The sequence below is a fragment of the Burkholderia sp. S171 genome (genome assembly GCF_009766085.1).
Classification (GTDB): Bacteria; Pseudomonadota; Gammaproteobacteria; order Burkholderiales; family Burkholderiaceae; genus Caballeronia.
Window position 1 is genome coordinate 63,774 of the sequence record NZ_LMUF01000056.1, and the last position, 20,617, is coordinate 84,390.

A 20,617-nucleotide genomic window follows, 5' to 3' on the forward strand; every position below is an offset into this window, starting at 1 on the left:
CATGGCTCTCGTTTCAATCATTATCCCCAGCTACAACCATCTGGCCTACATCCCTAAAGCCGTCGACAGCGTGCTCGGTCAGAGCCATTCGGATCTTGAGTTGATCATCGTCGACGACGGCTCGAAGGACGAGTCGCTAGAGTATCTGGAAAGCCTCACGGATCCGCGCGTGCGGCTCGTCGCCCAGGAGAACGCGGGCGCGCACAACGCCATCAATCGTGGCCTCGGCATGGCGAAGGGTGACTATCTCGCGATCTTGAACTCCGATGACATCTTTCATCCGGAGCGCCTCGCCATCTGCATTGACCGGCTCACATCTACCGATGCGGAGTTGGTGGCAACCTGGATCGAAGTCATCGACCAGGACGGCAAGGCGCTCGGAGTCAAGGAAGGTTGGCACAACATGCTGCCCTGGCCGATCCGTCACCCGGAGCGCTCTTTTGCGCAGACGAACGATTTCGCCAGGAATCTGCTGATGACGAACTTCGTCTCGACCACCAGCAACGTCGTGTTTTCGCGCAAGTTGTATGACGCTATCGGCGGCATGCGCAATCTGCGCTTCGCGCATGACTGGGACTTTCTGCTGCGCGCTGCGCGCACCTTCCCGTGCGAACTGATCGCGCAGCCGCTGCTTCAGTACCGGATTCACGGCAGCAATACGATCTCGTCGAATCGCGCGTGGATGCTGTTTGAAATCTGTTGGGTGCTCGCGACCGGCATGGCGCAGTTCGAAGGACTGTCGCTCTATGCGTCGGGCGAGCGCGACGCGCTGATCAAGGACGTTCACGCGCTCGGCGAGTCGATCAACACGCAGGGCAACGACCGCGTGCTCTGGATGATCCGCCAGTTCATCGACGCGCGTCGCCGCGTGGGTGATCCGCATCCCGAACTCAAACTGCTGGACGACAAGGAGTTACGGGACGCGTTTATTACCTACATCGATACCGGCGAGTCTAGCGCGCCCGTTGCTGGCCCTTCGGGGTCGGCCGTGTCCAGCGGCCTGCCCAGGATGCTGAGCAGGCTCGCCGCGCGGCTGGAACGCGGCCGTTCATGAGCGATTGCAGCGTTCCGAAGGTCGGCGTCGCGATCGTCAACTGGAATTCTCAGGACATGCTGGTGCGCGCGCTCCAGGCGCTCGCCCGGCAGACCACGGCGCCGCATCGGGTCATCGTGGTGGACAACGCGAGCGCCGACTTCGCGCCGGTGCAGGACGTCCCGGTGAACACGGTATTCAGGCAGATGAGCACGAACACGGGTTTCGCGCGGGGCAACAATATTGCCGTCGAAGCGCTTCGGGACTGCGACTGGATCGCGCTTGTCAATCCCGACGCGTTCCTCGCGCCGGACTGGATCGAAAGCGTCTTGCGGGCGGCGAGCGAACGGCCGGAATTTGCGTTCTTTGCGACCCGGACGCTGATTGAAGCGACGCCAGAACTGCTCGATGGCGCCGGTGATGCCTATCACGTGAGTGGGCTCGTGTGGCGGATCGGATTTGGGCGCCCTGCCTCCCTGGACAGCGGGCAGCGCAGGGAAGTGTTCGGGCCGTGCGCGGCGGCTGCCGTGTACAAGCGCGAGGCTTTCGAGGCGGTCGGCGGCTTCGACGAAGACTTCTTCTGCTACGTCGAGGATGTCGACCTTGCCTTCCGGCTGCGGCTCGCGGGGTATCGCTGCCTGTACGTTCCGGATGCTGTCGCGCTGCACGTTGGCTCAGGCACCACGGGCGGCCAGCATAGTCCGTTCTCGGTTTATCACGGACATCGAAACATTGTCTGGGCGTATGTCAAGAACATGCCCGGCTGGCTGCTCTGGGTTACGCTGCCGCTTCACCTGGCCATGAATATCATTGTGATGCTGTTCTACATTCGTCATGGTCAGGCAAACACCATCATTCGAGCCAAGTGGGATGCAGTGAAAGGCTTGCCGGGCATGTGGCGCAAGCGCAAGGGTATCCAGGCAAAGCGCCGGATTGGGCCGCGCGATGCTATCCGCCTGATGAGCCGGGCGTTCTGGCCGTCTGCTCGCGGTATTTGACCGGAACTCAAAGTAAGCTATATGAACAATGAAATCACACGCCAGTCGGCGATCGAAGTGCAGGGCATCAGCAAGTGTTACAACATCTACGACAAGCCGCGAGATCGCCTGCTGCAGATGTTTTACCGGCAACGCCGGCAGCTCTATCGCGAGTTCTGGGCGCTCAATGACATCAGCTTCACCGTGCCGCGAGGCGAAACGGTGGGCATTGTCGGGCGCAACGGGTCGGGCAAGTCGACGTTGCTGCAGATCATCGCAGGCACGCTGACGCCGACGGCGGGCGGCGTCAGCACCGATGGCCGCGTGGCGGCGCTGCTGGAACTCGGTTCCGGCTTTAATGCTGAATTCACCGGGCGCGAGAATGTCTATCTGAACGCCTCGCTGCTGGGACTGACCAGTTCCGAGGTCGATGAACGTTTCGACAGCATCGCTGCGTTCGCTGACATCGGGCGATTCATCGAGCAACCCGTGAAGACCTATTCGAGCGGCATGATCGTCAGACTTGCGTTCGCGGTTCAGGCACAGATCGACCCGGCTATCCTGATCGTCGATGAAGCGCTGTCTGTCGGCGACGCTAAGTTCCAGGCCAAGTGTTTCGATCGGCTAAAGCAACTGAAAGACAACGGGACTAGCATTCTGCTGGTGACACACAGCAGCGAACAGGTCGTCACGCATTGCTCGAGCGCCATCCTGCTCGACGGCGGCAATAAGGTGTTTGAGGGCAAGCCCCGCGAAACGGTCAACCGGTATCTGGACCTGCTGTTTGGTCGAGATCGCAAGAAAGCCACAGAGAAAACCCTTCCGGTGGCACTCCCGGCCGAGCCTGGTGCACCCCGGACCGAAGATAACGCGGTGGGCACCGTATCGAACGGCACCATGGTCGTGACGGCGGCGGGCGCTGCCCGGTCGGAGCAGGAGCAGGGTTTTGAGCTCTCGTCGGACGAAGATTTATACAACCAGCGGCGTGCCTATAATCAATACGAGTATCGCTGGGGCGATGGCATGGCGGCGATCACGGATTTCGCGATCGAAAGCGATGGTGTGATGTCGCCAAACGTCATTCCGAGTGGTTCGAAGGTCACGCTGGCTATCGCCTTTCGTATCGAGCAGGCCATGATGCGGCCGATCCTTGGAGTGACGCTGAAGACCAAGGAAGGGGTGACGGTTTACGGCACCAATTCCGAATTGCTTCAGTGCGACGGTCTCGACGGCATGTTTGAAGCCGGCACGAACTGGCGCGCCTACGTGCATTTCGATTGCCATTTGGGCGCGGGTGATTATTTCGTTTCGCTCGGCATCGCTACCCGTCATGGCGAAGACATCGTCCCGCATGACCGTCGCTACGATTCCATCCACCTTGTCGTCGATCACGAGTCGCGTTTCTTCGGACTCACCAACCTGTATATGCATATGGACATTGGCAAATGACTTTTGGTCTTGAATTGTCGAACGCGGGGTATGTGTTCGATCAGGAGTCCCTGATCTGGCGCAAAGACGCCAGCGAGCCTTTCGCTTACAACGACGGAGACGAGGTCGAGCAGGCGATCGCCACCGTCCTGCGCAACGCAGTCGACGTATCGGTCATGTCGCGCGAACTCGCCGCGCATTGCACTGACTGGCCCCGGCGCTATCACCTGCACGCATCGCGGGCAAACCTCCTGCGCCCGCTCGCGCAACGACTCAAGGGCGATGTCCTGGAGATCGGCGCTGGTTGCGGCGCGATCACGCGGTTCCTCGGCGAATGCGGCGCGAACGTGCTCGCGCTGGAAGGCAGCCCCCGGCGCGCATCGATAGCCGCACTGCGCGCACGCGGTCTCCCGAACGTCACAGTGATGAGCGAGAAATTCTCCAACTTCAAGACGGATCGTCGCTTCGATGTCGTAACGCTGATCGGAGTGCTCGAATATGCCGGCCTGTTCGGCACGGGTGAAGACCCGGTGAACGACATGCTCAAGTCTACGCGTGCGTTGTTGAAGCCCGACGGCATTCTGATCATCGCCATCGAAAACCAACTCGGGCTCAAATACTTTGCCGGTGCGCCTGAGGACCACGTCGGCGCACGCATGTTCGGCATTAATGGGTTATATGCCAAGCCGGGTGTCGAGACGTTTGGCAAGGTCAACCTTGAGCGTCGGCTGAAAGACGCGGGTTTTGCATCGATCGCGCTCGCGTTGCCCTTTCCCGACTACAAGCTGCCGAGTTCGGTGGTCCTGCCCGGCGGCCTGCATGCCGACAGTCCGTTTCGCGCCGAGATACTCGCGTCACAGTCGGTGAGTAAAGACCATCAGGTCAACTCCACTGTGCTGACCTTTTCGCTCGAACGGGCGTGGGCATCGGTCGGTCGCAACGGCCTGCTGGATCACCTTGCCAATTCTTTCCTGTTCGTGGCGTCGCCCGACGGGGACGCCCAGGCTGCTTTCCCCGCCGACGAACTTGCGCATCATTACTCGGTGGAGCGCGCGCCGGAGTTCTGCAAGTCGACCAGTTTTCGCCGCTCGCCCGAGGGACGGGTCCAGGTCGTTCGTGCGTCCATCGAGTCGCAAGCCTTGATTGCATCGGCCAATACCGCGGCGTCGAATGTCGAATACGAACACGCCATCAGCAACGAGCCGTTCATTGAAGGCGTGTCGCTCGATGAGGATTTCACGCGGCTCGTGCTGACGCCGGGGTGGACGTCAAAACAGGCAGCCGGCGTCCTGCATCGATACATCGACGTGCTGTTTGCCGACGCTCACGTAGAGGGCGACCGGCCGTCGGGCATCAGCGTTGACGATCCGATGCCCGGACACCTCCTCGACGTTGTGCCTCAGAACATCGTGTTCGACGGGCATGGCGTCGCGCATGTCATCGATCACGAATGGCTGTCCCGCGAGCCATTGCCGCTTGGCTTCCTGGTGTTCCGCGCACTGACGCTGACGGTCCGCATGCTGTCCACCTGTGCAGTCCCGAACGAGCTGGAGTTGCTGAACCGGCAGAATCTGTTCGTCGATATATTCGCGCACCTGGGCATGACGCTCGACAAGGCGCATGTGGAAGACTATTTGCAGCGCGAGGCCGTGTTCATGTCGTTTGCGACGGGTGACTCGTGCACGGCCGAGACCTTCGATGCATGGGCAGCTAGCCATCTGCCGACTGAACTCGACCTGAAGTCCTACGCAATGGGCGATCTGATGAGTACGGTCGATGCGCTGAGCACACGGGTGAGAGGAGGGGGGCCGACCGACGTCGACATGCTGAACGCGCGGTTGGCGGAAATGGACGCTGAGCGCAGTGCGTTGCAGGATCAACTGCGCGCCGCGACCTCGGCCGAGAAAATAGCGCGAGACGACGCCACGCGCGCCCACGCAGATTTCACCCGCGCCCATGCAGATTTTACTCGCGCCCACGCAGATTTCACGCGGGCGCAGGGGGAAAGGGACAGCGTCAAGAGCGAACTGAGTGCTGTGCTGCAATCACACGCGTGGCGGGCGACCTGGCCGGTCAGAGCCGTCGCTGTACGTATCAAGAATCTCGTACGGTGAACACATGCGATCAAGCTTATATTTCTCGCACGCGAGGCCACCAACGATGACGTTCCGGTTCTTCCGGCGCGAGGTCTTTTGATGGCAACGGTAACGGGCCAACTGATAAGGTATTGCGTGGTCGGACTTTGCGCCAACGCGGCGAGCTATGTGGCTTTCCTGTTGCTCATGCATCTCGGCATGGATGCAAAGATCGCGATGACGTGCGTCTATCTGGTTGCCGCAACGGTCAGTTTCCTTTTGAATCGCAAGTGGACGTTTGCCCATAGCGGGAACATATTTGGAATTGCCGTGCGCTATGCACTAGCCCAGTTGGCAGGTTATTTGCTTAATCTACTGATCTTGGTTGTTTTCCGCGATCACCTGCGGTTCGGCGCAGCGCTTGTTCAAGCGTGCGCCGTCCCAATAGTCGCGGTGTTCCTGTTTGCGGTGTCCAAATTTCTGGTCTTCCGTTCACAGACGCCCGCAAGCGCTTGACGTAAGGGCAGGGGATGCGCACATCTTGGCGGATTAGAGCCGAGAGCAATGAGATATTTGATAACAAACCGAACTATATAGGCCAAAAACCTCCACAGAACGGAATCACTATGCGGTCTGTACGACACTTATAGGATGAGCTCAGCATGGATAAGGCAGAATTCGACAAGTTTGCGAATGAATATCACGTCTTGCATGCCCGTAATATTGCGTTGTCAGGCGAAGATCCGGCGTTTTTCAGCGAATACAAGATCCACGATATCCAGGCGGAAATGAAACGCCGCTGCCTGGCGCCTGTTACTGCCCTTGACTTTGGTTCGGGTGTGGGCAATTCGCTGCCCTGGATGAAGAAGTACCTTCCCGCCACCAATGTGACCTGTGTCGATGTATCGGAGCGTTCGCTGGACATTGCCGCTTCGCGCTTTCCGGGTCAAGCGACCTTCGTGCCTTTCGATGGCGGCGACTTTCCGTTTGACCGGGCCCAGTTCGACCTTGCATACGCCATGTGCGTATTTCACCATATCGATCGCGCGGAGCATGTGCGTTTGCTGTCCGAGCTTAGGCGGGTGCTTAGACCAGACGGCGTGCTAGCCATCTTCGAGCACAATCCCTATAACCCGCTGACGGTTAGGGCCGTCAATACATGCGAGTTCGACGAGAACGCGAGATTGATCACTGCATCCGTGATGAAACGCTCGTGCCACGAAGCGGGCTTCAAGGACGTTCGAATCCGATACCGCATTTTCTTTCCGCGCGCGCTCTCGCGGCTGCGAGTATTCGAACGGTACTTGGTGCATCTGCCTCTTGCAGCTCAGTATTCGGTCTATGCCTCGGGCGTGTGACCGTACATCCCACCGGATTACTTTCAACACATCCCTTTGGAGGATCAATAAAAATTTCGCTTGTACGTTGCAAATGCCTATTGCCATTGCAAATTTGTGCTGCCAGCGTAGATGCATTGATCGTTAAGCTCTGCTTGCCCGCTGTATGCGCGCAGAAGATCCGAGAGCTGGTTTGCGTCATGCGGGGTTCCCATTGTCCGGCATCAACATAACTTGCCGGGAACCGCCGAGCCACTTTAATCAGCTGTTGGCGGTCTGTCGAACGGCGGATGTCAAAGCTACTTACGATCAGATTAGTGGACTATGAGTTTTTCTTCGAACCCGTCAGATGTGCGAGATCCTTCCGTGTTTCTGTCGATCGTGGTGCCTTGCTTCAACGAAGAAGAGGGCATCCACGAGTTGTATCGGCGGATCACGTCCGTGTGTGCTGGCATGGATCTCAGTTCCTACGAGCTGGTGCTAATAAACGACGGTTCGTCCGACAAGACCTGGTCCTACATGAGGGCGCTGCACGAAGCAGATAACCGGATTATTTGCATCAATCTGTCTCGTAACTTCGGCCATCAACTGGCGCTCACCGCCGGCCTGAAGATCGCCAGTGGTCAGCGCATATTCATCATTGATGCGGATCTGCAGGACCCTCCTGAACTTCTGCCCGCCATGATGGTGCGCCTTGATGCGGGCGTTGACGTGGTATATGGCCAGCGCATCAAGCGAGAAGGCGAAACACTCTTCAAGAAAAAGTCTGCGTCGCTGTTTTATCGGCTACTGGATCGCCTGGTCGATATCGATATACCGGTCGATACGGGCGATTTCCGGCTGATCAGCCGCCGCGCAGTCAATGCATTGAACTGTATGCCGGAAAATCATCGTTTTATCCGCGGCATGGTCACCTGGATCGGAATGCGGCAAGAAGCGTTTCCCTATGAACGCGCAGCGAGGTTCGCCGGTACGACCAAATACCCCTTCGTAAAGATGCTGAAGTTCGCCTTCGACGCGATTACCGGGTTCTCGGTCAAGCCCCTCCGTTTTGCGTCTTACCTGGGGGTAGGGGCAGCGCTGCTCTCGGTGTTTCTAGGTGCCTACGTCCTGTACGCATGGTGTGAGGGTCAGACGGTCCCGGGATGGACATCGTTGGCCGTCATCATGTTGTTGATGGGCAGTTGTCAACTCATCGTGCTCGGTATCATGGGTGAATACGTGGGCCGCCTCTACATAGAGGGAAAAAGCCGGCCACTGTATGTCATACAGGAAGTGCTGGCCGGTTCGTCGAAAAGATCGGACACCTAGGGGCCGGGCTGAGCGCCATCGCGCTTTTCGGGTCTCGCATAACGAGTCGTTTCAATCCCGTAATCCCGTGTTCAAAAAGACGAAGTCATGAACAAAAACGAAAATGCATCGACGCGTGCTGGTTCCGTCGCGCGCGGCTGGGTCTCACTTTTGCTTCTGACAGTTGTACTTGTATCCCTGAACACATGGGCGGCGCACCTATACGTCGCGTCCGAGAAATTCATTTTCTATTGGGACTGGAATGGTTTCATCGGCATAACGCGTGAATTTTGCGAGGCGTTCGCGAACAGTCCCCAGAGCGCGGCAACCTTCTTAATCGAGAGTTTGAAAGGCGAGTACAACCTTGTATTTGCTGTTCCCATTTCTCTCATTTTTGGATGGGACACTGATTCGCGTCAGTTGTATATCGGTTCGCTGGCAGCGCTTTACGTCACCGCGTTTTGTATTGCGATGGGACGCGTCATCAAGAAAGCTTTTCCCGAGTGCGGAGAAGGTGGCGTGTGGTGCGCGGCTTTCCTTGCGGTTGCCGTTCCGACGGCGTGGCACGCGACTATGCTCGGGTATCCCGACCCGCTCGCCGCGGCGTGCATACTGTTTGGTTTCGCGATACTGCTGGCGGATACCCAACTCCGCTCCACTCGCACATTCGTCGCGGTGGCGTTCCTTCTGGGCTTGGGAACCGTGGTTCGCCGACATATGGCATATGCCGTCCTTGCGCTGCTGGTGTCAGTGTCGTTGACGATCGCGATCGCAGTGCTCCGGGATGTACTTTTGAAGGCGGAAAGATCGCCACTGACGATCATCGTTCGGCTGGTCAAGCCAGGCATGCTGGCCGTGCTCGTAGTCCTCTGGCTGGTCGTGCTCGATCCTTTCTTCCTCAAGAACATTCTGGAGAACGATTACGGTTCGTTGTACTCGTCTTATCAGCAGAGCACCGCTTCCTTGCTGCGTTATTTCTATACCGACGTGATCGGGAGGGTATATTTCAGCGTCGGCGTTGTCGGCTGCGTCCTGGGTCTCGTGACGGGTTGGCGGCGCTTGAACGCCCGGTTTGTCGCCAGCCTGTTCGCTTTGATGTGGCTGATTGTCTGGGTGTCGACGGCGAGACAACGCGGGCTTCATCAGCTGATTGTTGGCCTCCCGCTGTTGGCTACCGTAGGCATCTTCAATATATACACGACCTTGCGTGGGTCGCGCGCCCGGGTGCTGGCCGTCGTGTTCGCGGTGTGCATTGGGCTTTATGCGGTGGGCAACGCGACGCTGATCTACGGCACGCATTACCAAAACTACGACAGAGCGAATCGGGCGCTCGGCATCTTCACCGAGTACGCCGCGCCTCTCCGAAGAGACGACTTCGATAACATCCGGGCGCTGGTGTCCGGTTTGCGTGATGGCAAGCAGCCGGTCCTCGTCGCGGCATCAAGCGGGAATTTGAACTTTGACGTTGTCACTCAAGCGGAAAAGCTTTTTTATCCTCCTGGGCACCGGCTACTGACGGTAGATAGTAGTCCGCAGATAGACTCGCGCGATCCGCTGCCAATCGAAGACCTGTTGCAGGCCTTTCAAGTGGTCGTGGTCAAGCCGTTCCAGCACCATATCAGTGCGGACCAGCAGCAGGTTGTGGAGACGGTGGGTGACATCGTGTCCACGGGCGCCGCTGCTAGTGAATTCCAGACCACAGGGCAGCGATACGCGCTAGAGAAAGACGCCACGGCCATGGTTTATCGCCGGACAGCGCCCACGCCATTGCCGCTCGCCGTGTCAATTCTCGCGGAAATGCAGCATCGGGTTACCGCGACCAACCATATATTCCGGGATTACTGGTTCCTCAGCGACTATGCGACGCCTTCAGGCAACGTCTGGAACCCTGACGGAAGCCGCAATTTCTTCGTGAGGCTGCACGCTGAACCGTTCACGGCTACATTGATGCGCAAAGTCACTGGCCCGGTTCGTTTCAATGGCACGTTGTACGTGGCCGGCACCTTCTGCAAGGGCTTGACGGTTACGGGCGGCACTAGCCCGGTCCACTTTTCTCCAACGGTCGAGCCCGTACCGCTGACCGTATCCGCGTTGCCCGATGCGACCGGATTCGTCTCGTTGAAACTCATTACCGATCAGGGCGCCGAGTGCGACGTCATTTTCAGGCAACTTAAGTCCAATTTGCCCGATTGACTCTCGCTGACGGGCGCGTCAACTGGACGTTGTGCCCGGTACTCCCGCCACAGCAGATCGAGCGTGACGCCTTTCCTACCGGGCTCGTGGTGACCCGTCGATCGGGCCACCTCGCGCGACGCGGTTCCCGCGGTCCGGGGGCGGGTTCAGCCTCGCCTTGAGCGCATTGAGCGCCGTGTCGCCGTCACTGTCGTCGTATCGTCAATCGTGTGCACGAACTATTGCAGCTCGTCCGTTAAAACACTTCTAAATATGAACATTCTCGACTCGCTTCGGCAGGCGCCCAGTGCCGAGCTATATCGCCTCTACCTCGCTATCGGCAAAATGCTTGATGATCCCCGGCGTATTCTCGAAATACGTCAACGCCTGCATCTGGGGATGACCGTCAACTACATCGGCGACAACCCGCTTGGGCCGCCCGTGAAAGGCACCATAGTTGAACTTCGGCGCACTCAGGCAGTGGTTCAAGACAGCGCAACTTTACGCCATTGGAGCGTGCTCTATGCGGCGATCATCCCGGACACTTCGAGTGGTCAGCCTCACGTCGAATCGACACCGCCGCCGGGAACGCAGCGTGAGGAGTTCTTCATCGGCGAGACAGTCGGCTTCACCGACAAGCACTTCAGCGAGCGCGTCGGAATCATCGTAAGGCTGAATGCCAAGACGGCATCTATTGCCGTCAATGACAGCGATGGCCACTGGCGTGTTTCCTATGCTCTACTGCGAAAGATCGTCGACATCTAGCCGTGCAAATCCGCCCTCAGGGGTTCCGCTGACGGATAGGTTGAAACTTTGGTGAATATCCGAGCCGTTTCCCGTGAACCGGGCTGCCGGTGAGGATATGTAGGTTCCATTGGGTCGCAGCAATGCCCGGCACTTACAGATCCACCGATCTCCGACGCAGGGATGCGGGCTGACGAGCATTTAGTTAGGGATCCACGCTATGGTCTTACTCTTCGAGCCCGCATCGCATGCTTCATGCGCAACGCGGGTTCCTCGATGAGACGGCAAGATAGATAAGCAAGAATCAATGTAATGGGTAGTGCGACAGCAAATGTTCCCCAGCCGCCGAGCAGGATTTCGCGTTTATGGGACTCGTAAACTATGACTTCCTGCACTGGCCACGCATAGATGTACACGCCGTAAGAGATGTCTCGAATGCTCCATTTGATCACGCCTGCATATTTCGCCAGATAGATCAAAACGAACGGTGCGGAAACAATGTAGGTGATAAGTTGAATGCGCCAGTCAGTTATGGTGCCACCCATTGGCGCAGGAAGTAGGCGCAGCCAATCAAGGACATAGGTGTTCAGTGGGGCAAAGAAGGCAATCACTAGCCCTATCCCAGATAGCATTGCTGCACGCCTTACGTTCATGGCGCCCTCGTTGACAGCGATGAATGCCCCCATTGCGAAGAACATAAACAGTGGTTCGATTTTTAGGAAATAAACGCCACTCTGGGTGATGTTAGAAAAGTAAAGCATCCAGAGGCCCGCAAACAGAGTATTGAAATTGCGTCTAGATAAAATTCCCAACATGCCAATAATCCCGCAAGCCATATAGCATGCGACCTCCCAAGACAGGGTCCAGAGCGATCCATTAGAGGCAGGTATTGGGTTCCCAATATATCCGTTGTAGCGCGAGAACATCATTTCCGAAAAAACGAGCGCGACCAGCACCCCGGGAGCTAGTCGAAGAAATCGGTGCCATGCGAACACGCCAAAGATTTCGACGCGCATGTAACTTTGCGTGATCAGGTAGCCACTAATAACGAAGAAGATATGCACCGATACGGTGCCAAACGACATGTGCCAGCGCTCAAATAGATACAACTCGAACGCTGGGTTCGCAGTGCCGCTCAAAGGAAAGCTGTGAGAAAAAAGGACCAAGATCGCGAGCACGATCCGGATCAGGCTGAAATTGTTTCTCACGGGTATGGTTTGGTTAGCGTGGAGTGGGCATTGTAACGTCTAGGATAAGGTGCAGGTAAGCCGACCGAGAATCCAAATTTTACGAATGCGGCGGCTGTCCGTTTAAAAAGAGATCGCTAGCGACCTGGGTCGAGTGCCGTAGGAAGCCATTGCACTGAGGACTTGGGCATGGCGGAATCAAGGCGAAGTCGAGCCCAAGCGATGCGCGCTATAACGCGTATTGAAAAGGCGTACATGGACAAGTCCAAATTCAGTTGCCAACGCCGACTGCCTAGAGCCACAAATGAAACGTATGCGTTGATTTAATCGGGATGAAATTCTGCGCAATCCACACTCTCTGTACTGCCAAGTTTGGAAGTTGAGTCGAAGTGAAAACACGTTTTATCCCTATCTCACGTGCGTATCCAACCCCCGATTGAATTAATCTTCGATATACGCCGCGCCCTGAGTATTGTTTTGCGATCCCACTTAAAACAAGTTCAAGGCGCTCATCTTCATGGACGCGGACAGTAAGAAATCCGCAAATTCCGGACGCATCTTCGATGACCAGCACACCATGAACATTTCCTACATTGTTGATAGTTTTCTCGCACCATGAAACGTAAGTGTCATCGCAGTCTGATTTTTTAAGTCTAGGGTCAGAGTGATAGTGCCCGTAGTAGCCTGAAAATGCCTCTCGCGCAATTGACAGTACGGCCTCTTTATCGTTTTGCTGGATTAGCCTTACCGCGAATTCATCGGAAAAATTTTGATATTTCTCTGCTTTGAGCATACGAAGCTCATAGTAAATGAGCGTGTCGCACAAAATGGCTCCGTCAAATTCCAGTCGATGCGCGAGATCCAAGCGGTGAGAATCGATTCGCGCAATAAGGAGCTTGGCCCGGTTCGTCTCGCAAAAAGCCAGACACTCCGTGACTTGGTCGGGACTCTCGATCAAATCCGCTTTCGCTGTCACAACGCCGAATCGGTTCAAGTCCAGGGTTGATAACGCGCAATTCATGAGCACACCTCTTTTGTAGAGAGGCCTATTCTAGCCGAGGCCGCTAGGACCGATATTTCGCCTCCAAAACGTCAGATCCTTTCGATATTGCTAGCGAGCGCTTTCGAACTTCGTAGGAAGCCAGCAGTGCTGCCATGACACGGACGAGTTTTTCCGTCCTATCGGCTCGCTGGCGACCTTGTGCCATTGAAGCACATGCGGCGTGTCGGAGATGCGCGCCAGTGGCGCAACAAGTATGTCGCCGCGCCAACCGTAGATCGTTCCGTTGCACACAAATAGTCCGCCCTCGACGCCACACGTCCTGGCCTAGCGCCTCAGCCAAGAGCTGATGGAAGTATGCGGGGGCTTCTTCACCCCCAATGTCCTACTGATGTCTAATATATAATACTGACCACCACAAATTTTTACAGAGAGCGGCATGAGAGACGCCGGCCACGGTAATAATTTCGACTTCATTCGAATTCTCGCGGCGATGCTGGTCATTTACAGCCACCAGCACGTGGTGAGCGCACATTCGGAGCACCCCCCCATCCCGCAGCAAAGTTGGGGCGGCATCGCGGTCATCATTTTCTTCGCTCTCAGCGGCTATCTTGTCTCGCAGAGTTGGGAGCGTGATCCTCATCTGCTTCGATTCTCGATGAAGCGAGTACTGCGTATTTGGCCGGCATTGATCGTCGCCACGCTGTTGTGTGCATTCGTGGTCGGCCCGTTAGTCACGCAGCTTTCGCTGCGCGATTATTTCGACCAGTCCAACGTTTACTCCTACGTCGTAAATACGATCGGCCTGAACATCGTGGACAAGATTCCAAGCGTGTTCGACGCGAACCCCTTCCACGGCGTGAACAGTTCGATATGGACAATTCCACTCGAGATCAAGTGTTACGCCTATCTTGCTATTGCAGGTCTGCTCGGCTTCATGCGCGTGCGCCTGTTTCCGCTTGTGCTGATCCTGGGAATCGGCTGGTGGTATTTCTTCCTCGGCTACTTCTTCAACGGCGTTGGCGCCGAACTGCCCAATGCACCACGCGTATTGTTCATCGAATTCGCGCTGGCCTTCGCCTATGGCGCGGCGATGAACAGCTTGCGCGACGTATGGAAACCCCGCCGCTTCCTGTGTTCCTGCGCGGTCTTGTTGGCCGGTATCGGATTCGGTCTTGCGCAGCACGTCTATGTCGCGTTGCTGGCCATGCTCCCGTTCTTTGTGGTCGTGTTCGGAGAGATGAGCACGCCGTTTTTTCGCCGGTTCGGACGGTTCGGTGATCTGTCCTACGGCATGTACATTTACGCCTTCATGACCCAACAGACGATATGCGCGCTGACCGGGAACATATTGCCGCTTTGGCCTGCACTCGTCGTCTCGACAGCCTGCACGGCGGTCCTGGCGTACATGTCGTGGCACTTTATTGAAGAACCGGCGATGCGGCTAAAACGATTTATGCGGATGCGAAAGACGCGCCCGATGTCTGAAGTCAACGCTGGCATATGAGATTCGCCCCGATACTCCTGGGGTATTGATCGGTCTTGTCTCGTTATTTCTCTTTGTGGCGCCCATTGATCCGCTCATCGGACGAGCGTTCAAGAAAGAGGCGTTACGTAGGGTGATCGAGAAGCTAAAGAATAGACTGACATGCTCCGCAACGGCGTGAAGGTAGTCATCTACGGAGGAACCGCCCAGACGCTGTTGCCTCTGGCCGTGTCGATACAGGGAAGGGATGCGGCGTCGAGTCACGGCGACCAACCACATCTTCGGGGATTTACAGGTATCTCAGCAATTAAGTCACGCTGTCCGGTTCCACTTGGAGCCCCGACGGAAGCTGAAACTACTTCCTGCGTCCGCTAGCGGAACCGTTGACGCTTACGCTGATGCGCAAAGTCACGGAGCCTTCCCAGTTCGCCGGGACGCGTTACACGAGTGGCACATTCATCAAGCGCGAGATCGTGCCAGGCGCTACCCCGATTCATTTGCCAGCGGTCGTGGAGGCCGCGCCGCTTACCATCTCGGCGGTGCCGCATTCGGCAGGGTTCACGTCCTTGGCAGTCACCACTGACCAAACTAGGGAGTGCGACGTCCTCTTCAGGCAATTAAATTCCAAGCTGCCTGACTGAACGAGTTTGCAAAACAAGCAATGTCACGCTCCCAGGATGCACTCCAGTGTTGCGACCACGTATTCTTGCTGGGCATCGCTCAACCCGATCCACAGCGGCAGGCGGATCAGTCGCCCTGACAAATCGTCGGTGATCGGCAAAGGTCCGGACGCCGCACACAGGCGCCTGCCTGCCGGCGCGGAATGAAGCGGGACGTAGTGGAACACCGCATGGATCCCGGCCTGCTTCAGCGAGGACAGCACCGTGTCCCGATTGAAACGCTTATCCAGCAGCACGTAGTATAAGTGGGCGTTGTGCGTGCAGTTCTCGGGAATGATTGGCCTTCTCAACCATTCCCTCGCTTCGAGGCGTTCGAGCAAACGGTGATACGTGCTCCAGAGTGCCAGCCGGCGTGCGGTGATGGTCTCCGCTTCTTCTAGCTGAGCCCACAGAAAAGCCGCCGTCAGCTCTCCGGGCAGAAACGACGATCCCACGCTTTGCCACGTGTACTTGTCTACTTCGCCTCGGAAGAATTGGCTGCGGTCGGTGCCTTTTTCACGGATTATCTCTGCGGTGTCGATATCCGCAACGTCGTTGATCAGCAGTGCACCGCCTTCGCCCGAAATCACGTTCTTGGTTTCATGGAAGCTGTAGGTTCCGAAATCACCTATGCTGCCCAGCTCGCGATCCTTGTAGCGCGCCATGACACCTTGCGCTGCGTCCTCCACTACCTTGATTCCATGCTGCAATGCGATCGCCATGATGGTGTCCATCTCGCAGGACACGCCGCCGTAATGAACCACGACGATCGCACGGGTGCGAGCGGTGATCGCGGCCGCTATCAGCGTTTCGTCGATATTGAGGGTATCGGGACGAATGTCGACGAACACGGGCCGTGCGCCACGTAGGACAAACGCGTTGGCGGTCGAGACAAACGTGAACGAAGCCATGATGATTTCGTCGCCCGGCTGAATGTCCAGCAGCAACGCAGCCATTTCCAGCGCGCCCGTGCAGGAGTGCGTGAGGAGGGCACGTTTCGAACCGGTGCGTTCCTCGAGCCAAGCGTGGCAGCGCTTCGTGAACGGACCGTCGCCGGCGAGCCGGCCCTGGAAATGCGCCTGAGCAATGTAGTACAGCTCGCGGCCCGTCATGTGCGGCCAGTTGAACGGGATCGGCTTGTTATCCGGAGGAATTCGGAGGGCGAGATCGGTCATTGTGTTTTCCTTGATTTCCGCACCGGCGATGAACCGCAAAGCGCGCATTCGAGCCGGGATCGGTCCTCGGTGAGTTTCGTTTATGCGTCTTTCCGGGCATTCACGTAGTGCGTGTCACCTTCCGCGTCGGCCTCCGGATGCGCTGTGCGCGTTTCCTCCGCGACCACAAAGGTCGGCCGGCCCATCGTGCGGAAATGAATTCGCGCCACATATTCGCCGATCATGCCGAGTGCAAACAGTTCGACCCCCGCCAGCACTGTGATGGCGCAAGCAAGAAAGGTGAATCCCGGCACCGCAACGCCGTAGATGATCCTGACGATGCACACGTAGATCAGCAGCAAAAATCCAACCACCGAGAACACTATTCCCAGCACGCTCGCGAACTGCAACGGCAGGGCGGTGAAGCCGGTGATCATGTTCAACAGATGCGCGACGAGCTTACGCAGCGTGTAACCCGACGTGCCCGACATGCGCTCGTCGTGCTTGACCTGCACCGACGCGAAGCGCGTGGTACCCCACGTGAGCATGACATCGATATTCACCGACGGGCCGTAGTTCTCGCCAAACGCCCGGCGCAGGTGCGTCCTGAACGCCCTGAACGCGGAAGCATGACGGGCCGATTCCACGCCCATGGCGACCCGCAGCGCCCATTTCGATAACCGCGACGCCGTGCCGCGAAGCACCCCGTGAGGCTGGTCGCTGACGCTGTAGCCATAGACCACATCGACATCCGGGGTCAGCCGCTCCAGCAACTTAATTATCTCGCGGGGAGGATGCTGGAGATCGTCGTCGATCGTCACCACCACGTCTCCGCGCGCGGCCCGGATGCCGCATAACAACGCGTTGTGCTGCCCGTAGTTGCGTGACATGCGCAGACCTCGAACGCGGGGATCCGCCGTGGCGAGCGCTTCAATGAGGGACCATGACGCATCCCCGCCAGCGTCTTCGACGAAGACGATTTCCCAAGGCAGCGACTGAGTGTCGAGCACCGACGACACCTGTGAATAAAGCGCGTCGAGCATGGCCTGCGACCGGTAGACGGGCACGACGACAGAAATCATGCTCCACTCCTGCAACCGTCCATCTGTTTCCAAAAAGAAGTCATGTTACTCATCTCTTATCGTGCTCGTGGCCGGTTCAAGGCGCGGCGCGTGGTGTTTTCGACGGCACGAAGAACTGGATGGAAGGATCTTGTCCGCCTAGCGGCACGGCATCGAAATGCTGGTTGATGTAGGCCTGTAGCAGCGGATGCGTGTTCTTGAAGCGCAGTTCGTCACGACCGTCGACAGCGACATCCTGCAGAACGACCGCGCCGATCGATTTTGTCTTCAGGCGGGCGATGTCCGCCGCTTCGAAGCTTGCGCTGCGTGGAAACAGCCCGTAGATGTCCCATACTGGCGCGATCCGACCGAGAATGGCATACGCTGCCGGCCAGAGAGGCGCCACCAGCAACGTCTGGTTGGGTCCCACGTTGTCGTGATCGATTTGTTGAAGCAACTCGATTGACTTCGCCGTCCCAGGGGGCACCACTAGCATGTCGTGTCCGACTTGGACCCGCTGCCAATTGTGTTCGCGCATGGCCTGCACGCGAGGCATAAGCGGCGCCATCGTGATGACAGCGATGACTAGCAAGACGAGCGTCGGCCAGCGTCGGTCACGCCCGGCAGCGGCCGGCCAGCACATGAGTCCGATCATCGCGGGGAAAATCGAATGGGCAAGATGGCCGACGTCGGCGCGGGAAAATGCGTAGTGCGTGTAGGGAATGGCGGTAATGACGGCTGCAGCGAATACATTGCCGATTACCGGAGCGTCATTGCCGCGCCGCACTAGAAGCCGGGCGATTCCCGCGAGCGCGAAAACCGGCAGTAGTACAAAGCCGAGGCCGATCAGGGTTTCCCGCACCGCTTCCGACAACGGCAGGTTTCCGAAGGATACGAGCCACGGCCAGGGTACGGGCAGGGGCAGATTGGTCTCGGACGAATTGACGAGCTGCATGACCGACTGCACGAAGGCGGCCCACAGGCCGGGAAACACCACGAACGCTACCAGCAAGGGCGAGAAACCCGCGACGATGCCCAGCGCCCCGCACGGAATGCCTGCCCTGAGCGGGCGCGCGGAGCGTTCGCCGTGACAGAGATAGGCCAGCGCCAGGACGCAGGCCACGATCCCGTAGACCCCGTGATTGCGCCCGATGACCGCGCTCAATCCAACATAAAATCCAACGCCGAAGAAGCGGCGCTGGCTGGGACTGTTCAACAGCCATGCAAACACCGCGACGCAGGCGATGGACAGCGTGATGTCCAGCATCTTATGGTCGGGATACATCCAGCAGGCTGCAAGCAGCGCGAGCGCGGCTTGCTCTGAGAAGCGCGGTTTCACCCGGACATTCGCCACGACCAACACCAGGAGTGAAAGCCCGAGCGCTTCCACTATCGCGAGCCACGCGCGCAAGGCGAGGATGCCGTTGTCGTGCACGCCCGACATGAATGCCGCCGCCAGCCAGTAGCGGCCCGGATCGTAGGACATGAAGTCGCGCAACGGCACATCGCCGGCAAGCGTTCGCTGGGCGCCATACCAGAGAAATCCACCATCGCCGAGATTAAAGCCGAAATGGCGTTGCAACACGAAAATCGCCGCGGTGAGCACACAGGCGAACACGACCGAGGCGCCAGTCGCCGTAATCGGGTTTCCTGAAGTCGTCTGATTCAATAGGGCTCCGGTTCTGCAAGGCGCAGATGCATTCATGACCGGCATAATTGTAAATGATCGTGAACAGTGACCGAACTGGCTTTCTGGATCGAGAGGCGTTTCGGCGCTGAAATGGTCGTCGTCCTGGCCAGTCCTCGATTGCCGAATGGCGCACACTCTCGCTTTTGAACCCATTGCCGCCCGCTTGACGCCTATGGCGAGTCGAAGGCGGAAGCCGACGTTGCGCTCATGGAATTCGACACGCTTTCCGGCATAGAGATGGTCCTGCTGTGCGCGCCGCTTGTCGATGGACCGACGTCAAGGCCAACTCCTTGGTCTGATGAACGCGCTTGCGAAAGGCTTCCCGTTGCCGATCGGCGTGGTTTTTACGCGCCGAAGTCTTTGTTATGGTGGAGAACTTCGTTCAAGCCACGGTGCTCTTGGCTGTTTATCCCATGGCTCAGGGACGTCTGTTAGATGGCGACCATCCTAGTCTCGCCGAGACGGCGCGAAAGCTGGGCCTTGCGCTAGGGGACCCTGAGCGGCGTGTTCCTTTGCCTTCGGCGCTGCTGCGTCTGATCGGCTACAACGGGGAAGGCGGCGCTAGTTGATCGCTTGACAGGCAGCTGGGGATGGATTCGTCATTCATTCGCGATATGCTGGACTGCCGTTCCCCGTTCCCCGTTCCCCGTTCCCCGTTCCCGCTCGATCAAGGGTTAGCCACCACGGCCGCGTGGTATCGATCGAGAGCTTGAGTACCGGCTAGTCGTCGCTTTGCTGCTACCTGATCCTGGAAAATCTCAATGGTTCGTCTTGTTCCGCAGCTCATTTGCGTGAGGCCACGTGACACGTTCGATTATCAGTCGAATGACGTCGTTTTATGACGGCCTCACGTTTCGTCGCGAAATGTCGTTAGTCATTGTGAAGACACGTGGAATTATTAAACTACCGCCTATAACTCGTTGTAATTTTTCGAAACATTTTGGAACCTTGACATTGCTCCTATGAACTCGTCAATCCGGGCAGCCTTCCCTACCCGCCTGGTGCTTTTGTCGATCATCCTAATACTATCGGGATGCGGAGGGGGGGGCGATTCATCGTCACCTACATCTCAGACCACATCAAACCAGGCCACTCCACCGAGCACATCGTCCCAAGTCACACCGGCAGTCGTCAATGCTTTGCCCTGCGTATCGAATCAAGGAGTCCAGCCGGCTGGCGCAAACGTCGCCGGTACGTCGCTGCCGAACACCGATTCATTAATCGGTGCCGTTACCCGCGCAATGGCAAGTCTTGCTGCCGACAGTCAGCAAGTCTCGTTGGTATGCAGCTCTCCGCCACAGGCTGCCAGCTAACGAAACGACGA

16 protein-coding genes are annotated in these 20,617 nt (G+C 57.5%); 11 read left to right on the forward strand and 5 right to left on the reverse strand.

Annotated features, from left to right (window positions below):
* Position 1 precedes the first annotated feature (1 nt).
* The 9 genes from GSQ93_RS32070 (at position 2) to GSQ93_RS32110 (ending at position 11,077) form a co-directional block, all read left to right on the forward strand.
* Positions 2-1,054: a glycosyltransferase gene (locus GSQ93_RS32070; protein ID WP_158939963.1), complete on the forward strand. Its 1,053-nt coding sequence runs from the start codon at positions 2-4 to the stop codon at positions 1,052-1,054.
* Entirely contained in the window at positions 1,051-2,031 is a 981-nt protein-coding gene (locus tag GSQ93_RS32075) for a glycosyltransferase family 2 protein (protein WP_158939964.1), read from the forward strand. The genes GSQ93_RS32070 and GSQ93_RS32075 overlap by 4 nt, the downstream gene beginning before the upstream one ends.
* Before the next feature lie 21 nt (positions 2,032-2,052).
* Positions 2,053-3,459, forward strand: coding sequence for an ABC transporter ATP-binding protein (locus tag GSQ93_RS32080; protein ID WP_158939965.1), 1,407 nt, complete (start codon positions 2,053-2,055; stop codon positions 3,457-3,459).
* Positions 3,456-5,552, forward strand: a complete 2,097-nt coding sequence (locus tag GSQ93_RS32085) for a bifunctional 2-polyprenyl-6-hydroxyphenol methylase/3-demethylubiquinol 3-O-methyltransferase UbiG (protein ID WP_158939966.1) — start codon at positions 3,456-3,458, stop codon at positions 5,550-5,552. The genes GSQ93_RS32080 and GSQ93_RS32085 overlap by 4 nt, the downstream gene beginning before the upstream one ends.
* An 81-nt stretch (positions 5,553-5,633) precedes the next feature.
* Positions 5,634-6,029: a GtrA family protein gene (locus GSQ93_RS32090; RefSeq protein WP_158939967.1), complete on the forward strand. Its 396-nt coding sequence runs from the start codon at positions 5,634-5,636 to the stop codon at positions 6,027-6,029.
* 146 nt (positions 6,030-6,175) lie between these two features.
* On the forward strand, positions 6,176-6,871 hold the full coding sequence (locus GSQ93_RS32095; RefSeq protein WP_158939968.1) for a class I SAM-dependent methyltransferase: 696 nt from the start codon (positions 6,176-6,178) through the stop codon (positions 6,869-6,871).
* Between the two features lie 345 nt (positions 6,872-7,216).
* Positions 7,217-8,161 (forward strand): glycosyltransferase family 2 protein, encoded by a 945-nt coding sequence (locus GSQ93_RS32100; RefSeq protein ID WP_254074169.1) that lies wholly within the window; start codon positions 7,217-7,219, stop codon positions 8,159-8,161.
* Between the two features lie 87 nt (positions 8,162-8,248).
* Complete coding sequence (locus tag GSQ93_RS32105; protein ID WP_158939970.1) at positions 8,249-10,333, forward strand: hypothetical protein; 2,085 nt, start codon at positions 8,249-8,251, stop codon at positions 10,331-10,333.
* Between the two features lie 252 nt (positions 10,334-10,585).
* Positions 10,586-11,077 carry a hypothetical protein gene (locus tag GSQ93_RS32110; RefSeq protein ID WP_158939971.1) on the forward strand — a complete coding sequence of 164 codons (492 nt, stop codon included), beginning with the start codon at positions 10,586-10,588 and terminating at the stop codon, positions 11,075-11,077.
* Between the two features lie 197 nt (positions 11,078-11,274).
* Here the strand turns inward: GSQ93_RS32110 and GSQ93_RS32115 are convergent, their stop codons facing one another.
* Together GSQ93_RS32115 and GSQ93_RS32120 are read right to left on the reverse strand one after the other, a co-directional pair.
* Positions 11,275-12,264, reverse strand: coding sequence for an acyltransferase (locus tag GSQ93_RS32115; protein ID WP_158939972.1), 990 nt, complete (start codon positions 12,262-12,264; stop codon positions 11,275-11,277).
* Positions 12,265-12,535: 271 nt separating this feature from the next.
* Positions 12,536-13,264: a GNAT family N-acetyltransferase gene (locus GSQ93_RS32120; protein WP_158939973.1), complete on the reverse strand. Its 729-nt coding sequence runs from the start codon at positions 13,262-13,264 to the stop codon at positions 12,536-12,538.
* Between the two features lie 418 nt (positions 13,265-13,682).
* Here GSQ93_RS32120 and GSQ93_RS32125 point away from each other — a divergent pair, with 418 nt between their 5' ends.
* On the forward strand, positions 13,683-14,750 hold the full coding sequence (locus tag GSQ93_RS32125) for an acyltransferase (RefSeq protein WP_301952103.1): 1,068 nt from the start codon (positions 13,683-13,685) through the stop codon (positions 14,748-14,750).
* A gap of 643 nt (positions 14,751-15,393) precedes the next feature.
* Here the strand turns inward: GSQ93_RS32125 and rffA are convergent.
* The 3 genes from rffA to GSQ93_RS32140 all read right to left on the reverse strand — a co-directional run bounded on the left by rffA (position 15,394) and on the right by GSQ93_RS32140 (position 19,272).
* Positions 15,394-16,563, reverse strand: coding sequence for a dTDP-4-amino-4,6-dideoxygalactose transaminase (gene rffA, locus GSQ93_RS32130; RefSeq protein WP_158939975.1), 1,170 nt, complete (start codon positions 16,561-16,563; stop codon positions 15,394-15,396).
* Positions 16,564-16,643: 80 nt separating this feature from the next.
* Entirely contained in the window at positions 16,644-17,624 is a 981-nt protein-coding gene (locus tag GSQ93_RS32135) for a glycosyltransferase family 2 protein (RefSeq protein ID WP_158939976.1), read from the reverse strand.
* Between the two features lie 76 nt (positions 17,625-17,700).
* The gene (locus GSQ93_RS32140; protein ID WP_158939977.1) at positions 17,701-19,272 is read right to left on the reverse strand and encodes a hypothetical protein; all 1,572 of its coding nucleotides are present in this window, start codon (positions 19,270-19,272) and stop codon (positions 17,701-17,703) included.
* Between the two features lie 386 nt (positions 19,273-19,658).
* Here GSQ93_RS32140 and GSQ93_RS32145 point away from each other — a divergent pair, with 386 nt between their 5' ends.
* Positions 19,659-19,862 carry a hypothetical protein gene (locus GSQ93_RS32145; RefSeq protein WP_158939978.1) on the forward strand — a complete coding sequence of 68 codons (204 nt, stop codon included), beginning with the start codon at positions 19,659-19,661 and terminating at the stop codon, positions 19,860-19,862.
* The last annotated feature ends 755 nt before the right edge of the window (positions 19,863-20,617 follow it).

What these genes read in the sequence shown, in the direction of transcription:
- GSQ93_RS32070 (WP_158939963.1), top strand. Translation starts at nt 2, where the DNA reads ATGGCTCTCGTTTCAATCATTATCCCCAGCTACAACCATCTGGCCTAC.
- GSQ93_RS32075 (WP_158939964.1), top strand. Translation starts at nt 1,051, where the DNA reads ATGAGCGATTGCAGCGTTCCGAAGGTCGGCGTCGCGATCGTCAACTGG.
- GSQ93_RS32080 (WP_158939965.1), top strand. Translation starts at nt 2,053, where the DNA reads ATGAACAATGAAATCACACGCCAGTCGGCGATCGAAGTGCAGGGCATC.
- GSQ93_RS32085 (WP_158939966.1), top strand. Translation starts at nt 3,456, where the DNA reads ATGACTTTTGGTCTTGAATTGTCGAACGCGGGGTATGTGTTCGATCAG.
- GSQ93_RS32090 (WP_158939967.1), top strand. Translation starts at nt 5,634, where the DNA reads ATGGCAACGGTAACGGGCCAACTGATAAGGTATTGCGTGGTCGGACTT.
- GSQ93_RS32095 (WP_158939968.1), top strand. Translation starts at nt 6,176, where the DNA reads ATGGATAAGGCAGAATTCGACAAGTTTGCGAATGAATATCACGTCTTG.
- GSQ93_RS32105 (WP_158939970.1), top strand. Translation starts at nt 8,249, where the DNA reads ATGAACAAAAACGAAAATGCATCGACGCGTGCTGGTTCCGTCGCGCGC.
- GSQ93_RS32110 (WP_158939971.1), top strand. Translation starts at nt 10,586, where the DNA reads ATGAACATTCTCGACTCGCTTCGGCAGGCGCCCAGTGCCGAGCTATAT.
- GSQ93_RS32120 (WP_158939973.1), bottom strand. Translation starts at nt 13,264, where the DNA reads ATGAATTGCGCGTTATCAACCCTGGACTTGAACCGATTCGGCGTTGTG.
- GSQ93_RS32125 (WP_301952103.1), top strand. Translation starts at nt 13,683, where the DNA reads ATGAGAGACGCCGGCCACGGTAATAATTTCGACTTCATTCGAATTCTC.
- rffA (WP_158939975.1), bottom strand. Translation starts at nt 16,563, where the DNA reads ATGACCGATCTCGCCCTCCGAATTCCTCCGGATAACAAGCCGATCCCG.
- GSQ93_RS32135 (WP_158939976.1), bottom strand. Translation starts at nt 17,624, where the DNA reads ATGATTTCTGTCGTCGTGCCCGTCTACCGGTCGCAGGCCATGCTCGAC.
- GSQ93_RS32145 (WP_158939978.1), top strand. Translation starts at nt 19,659, where the DNA reads ATGGTGGAGAACTTCGTTCAAGCCACGGTGCTCTTGGCTGTTTATCCC.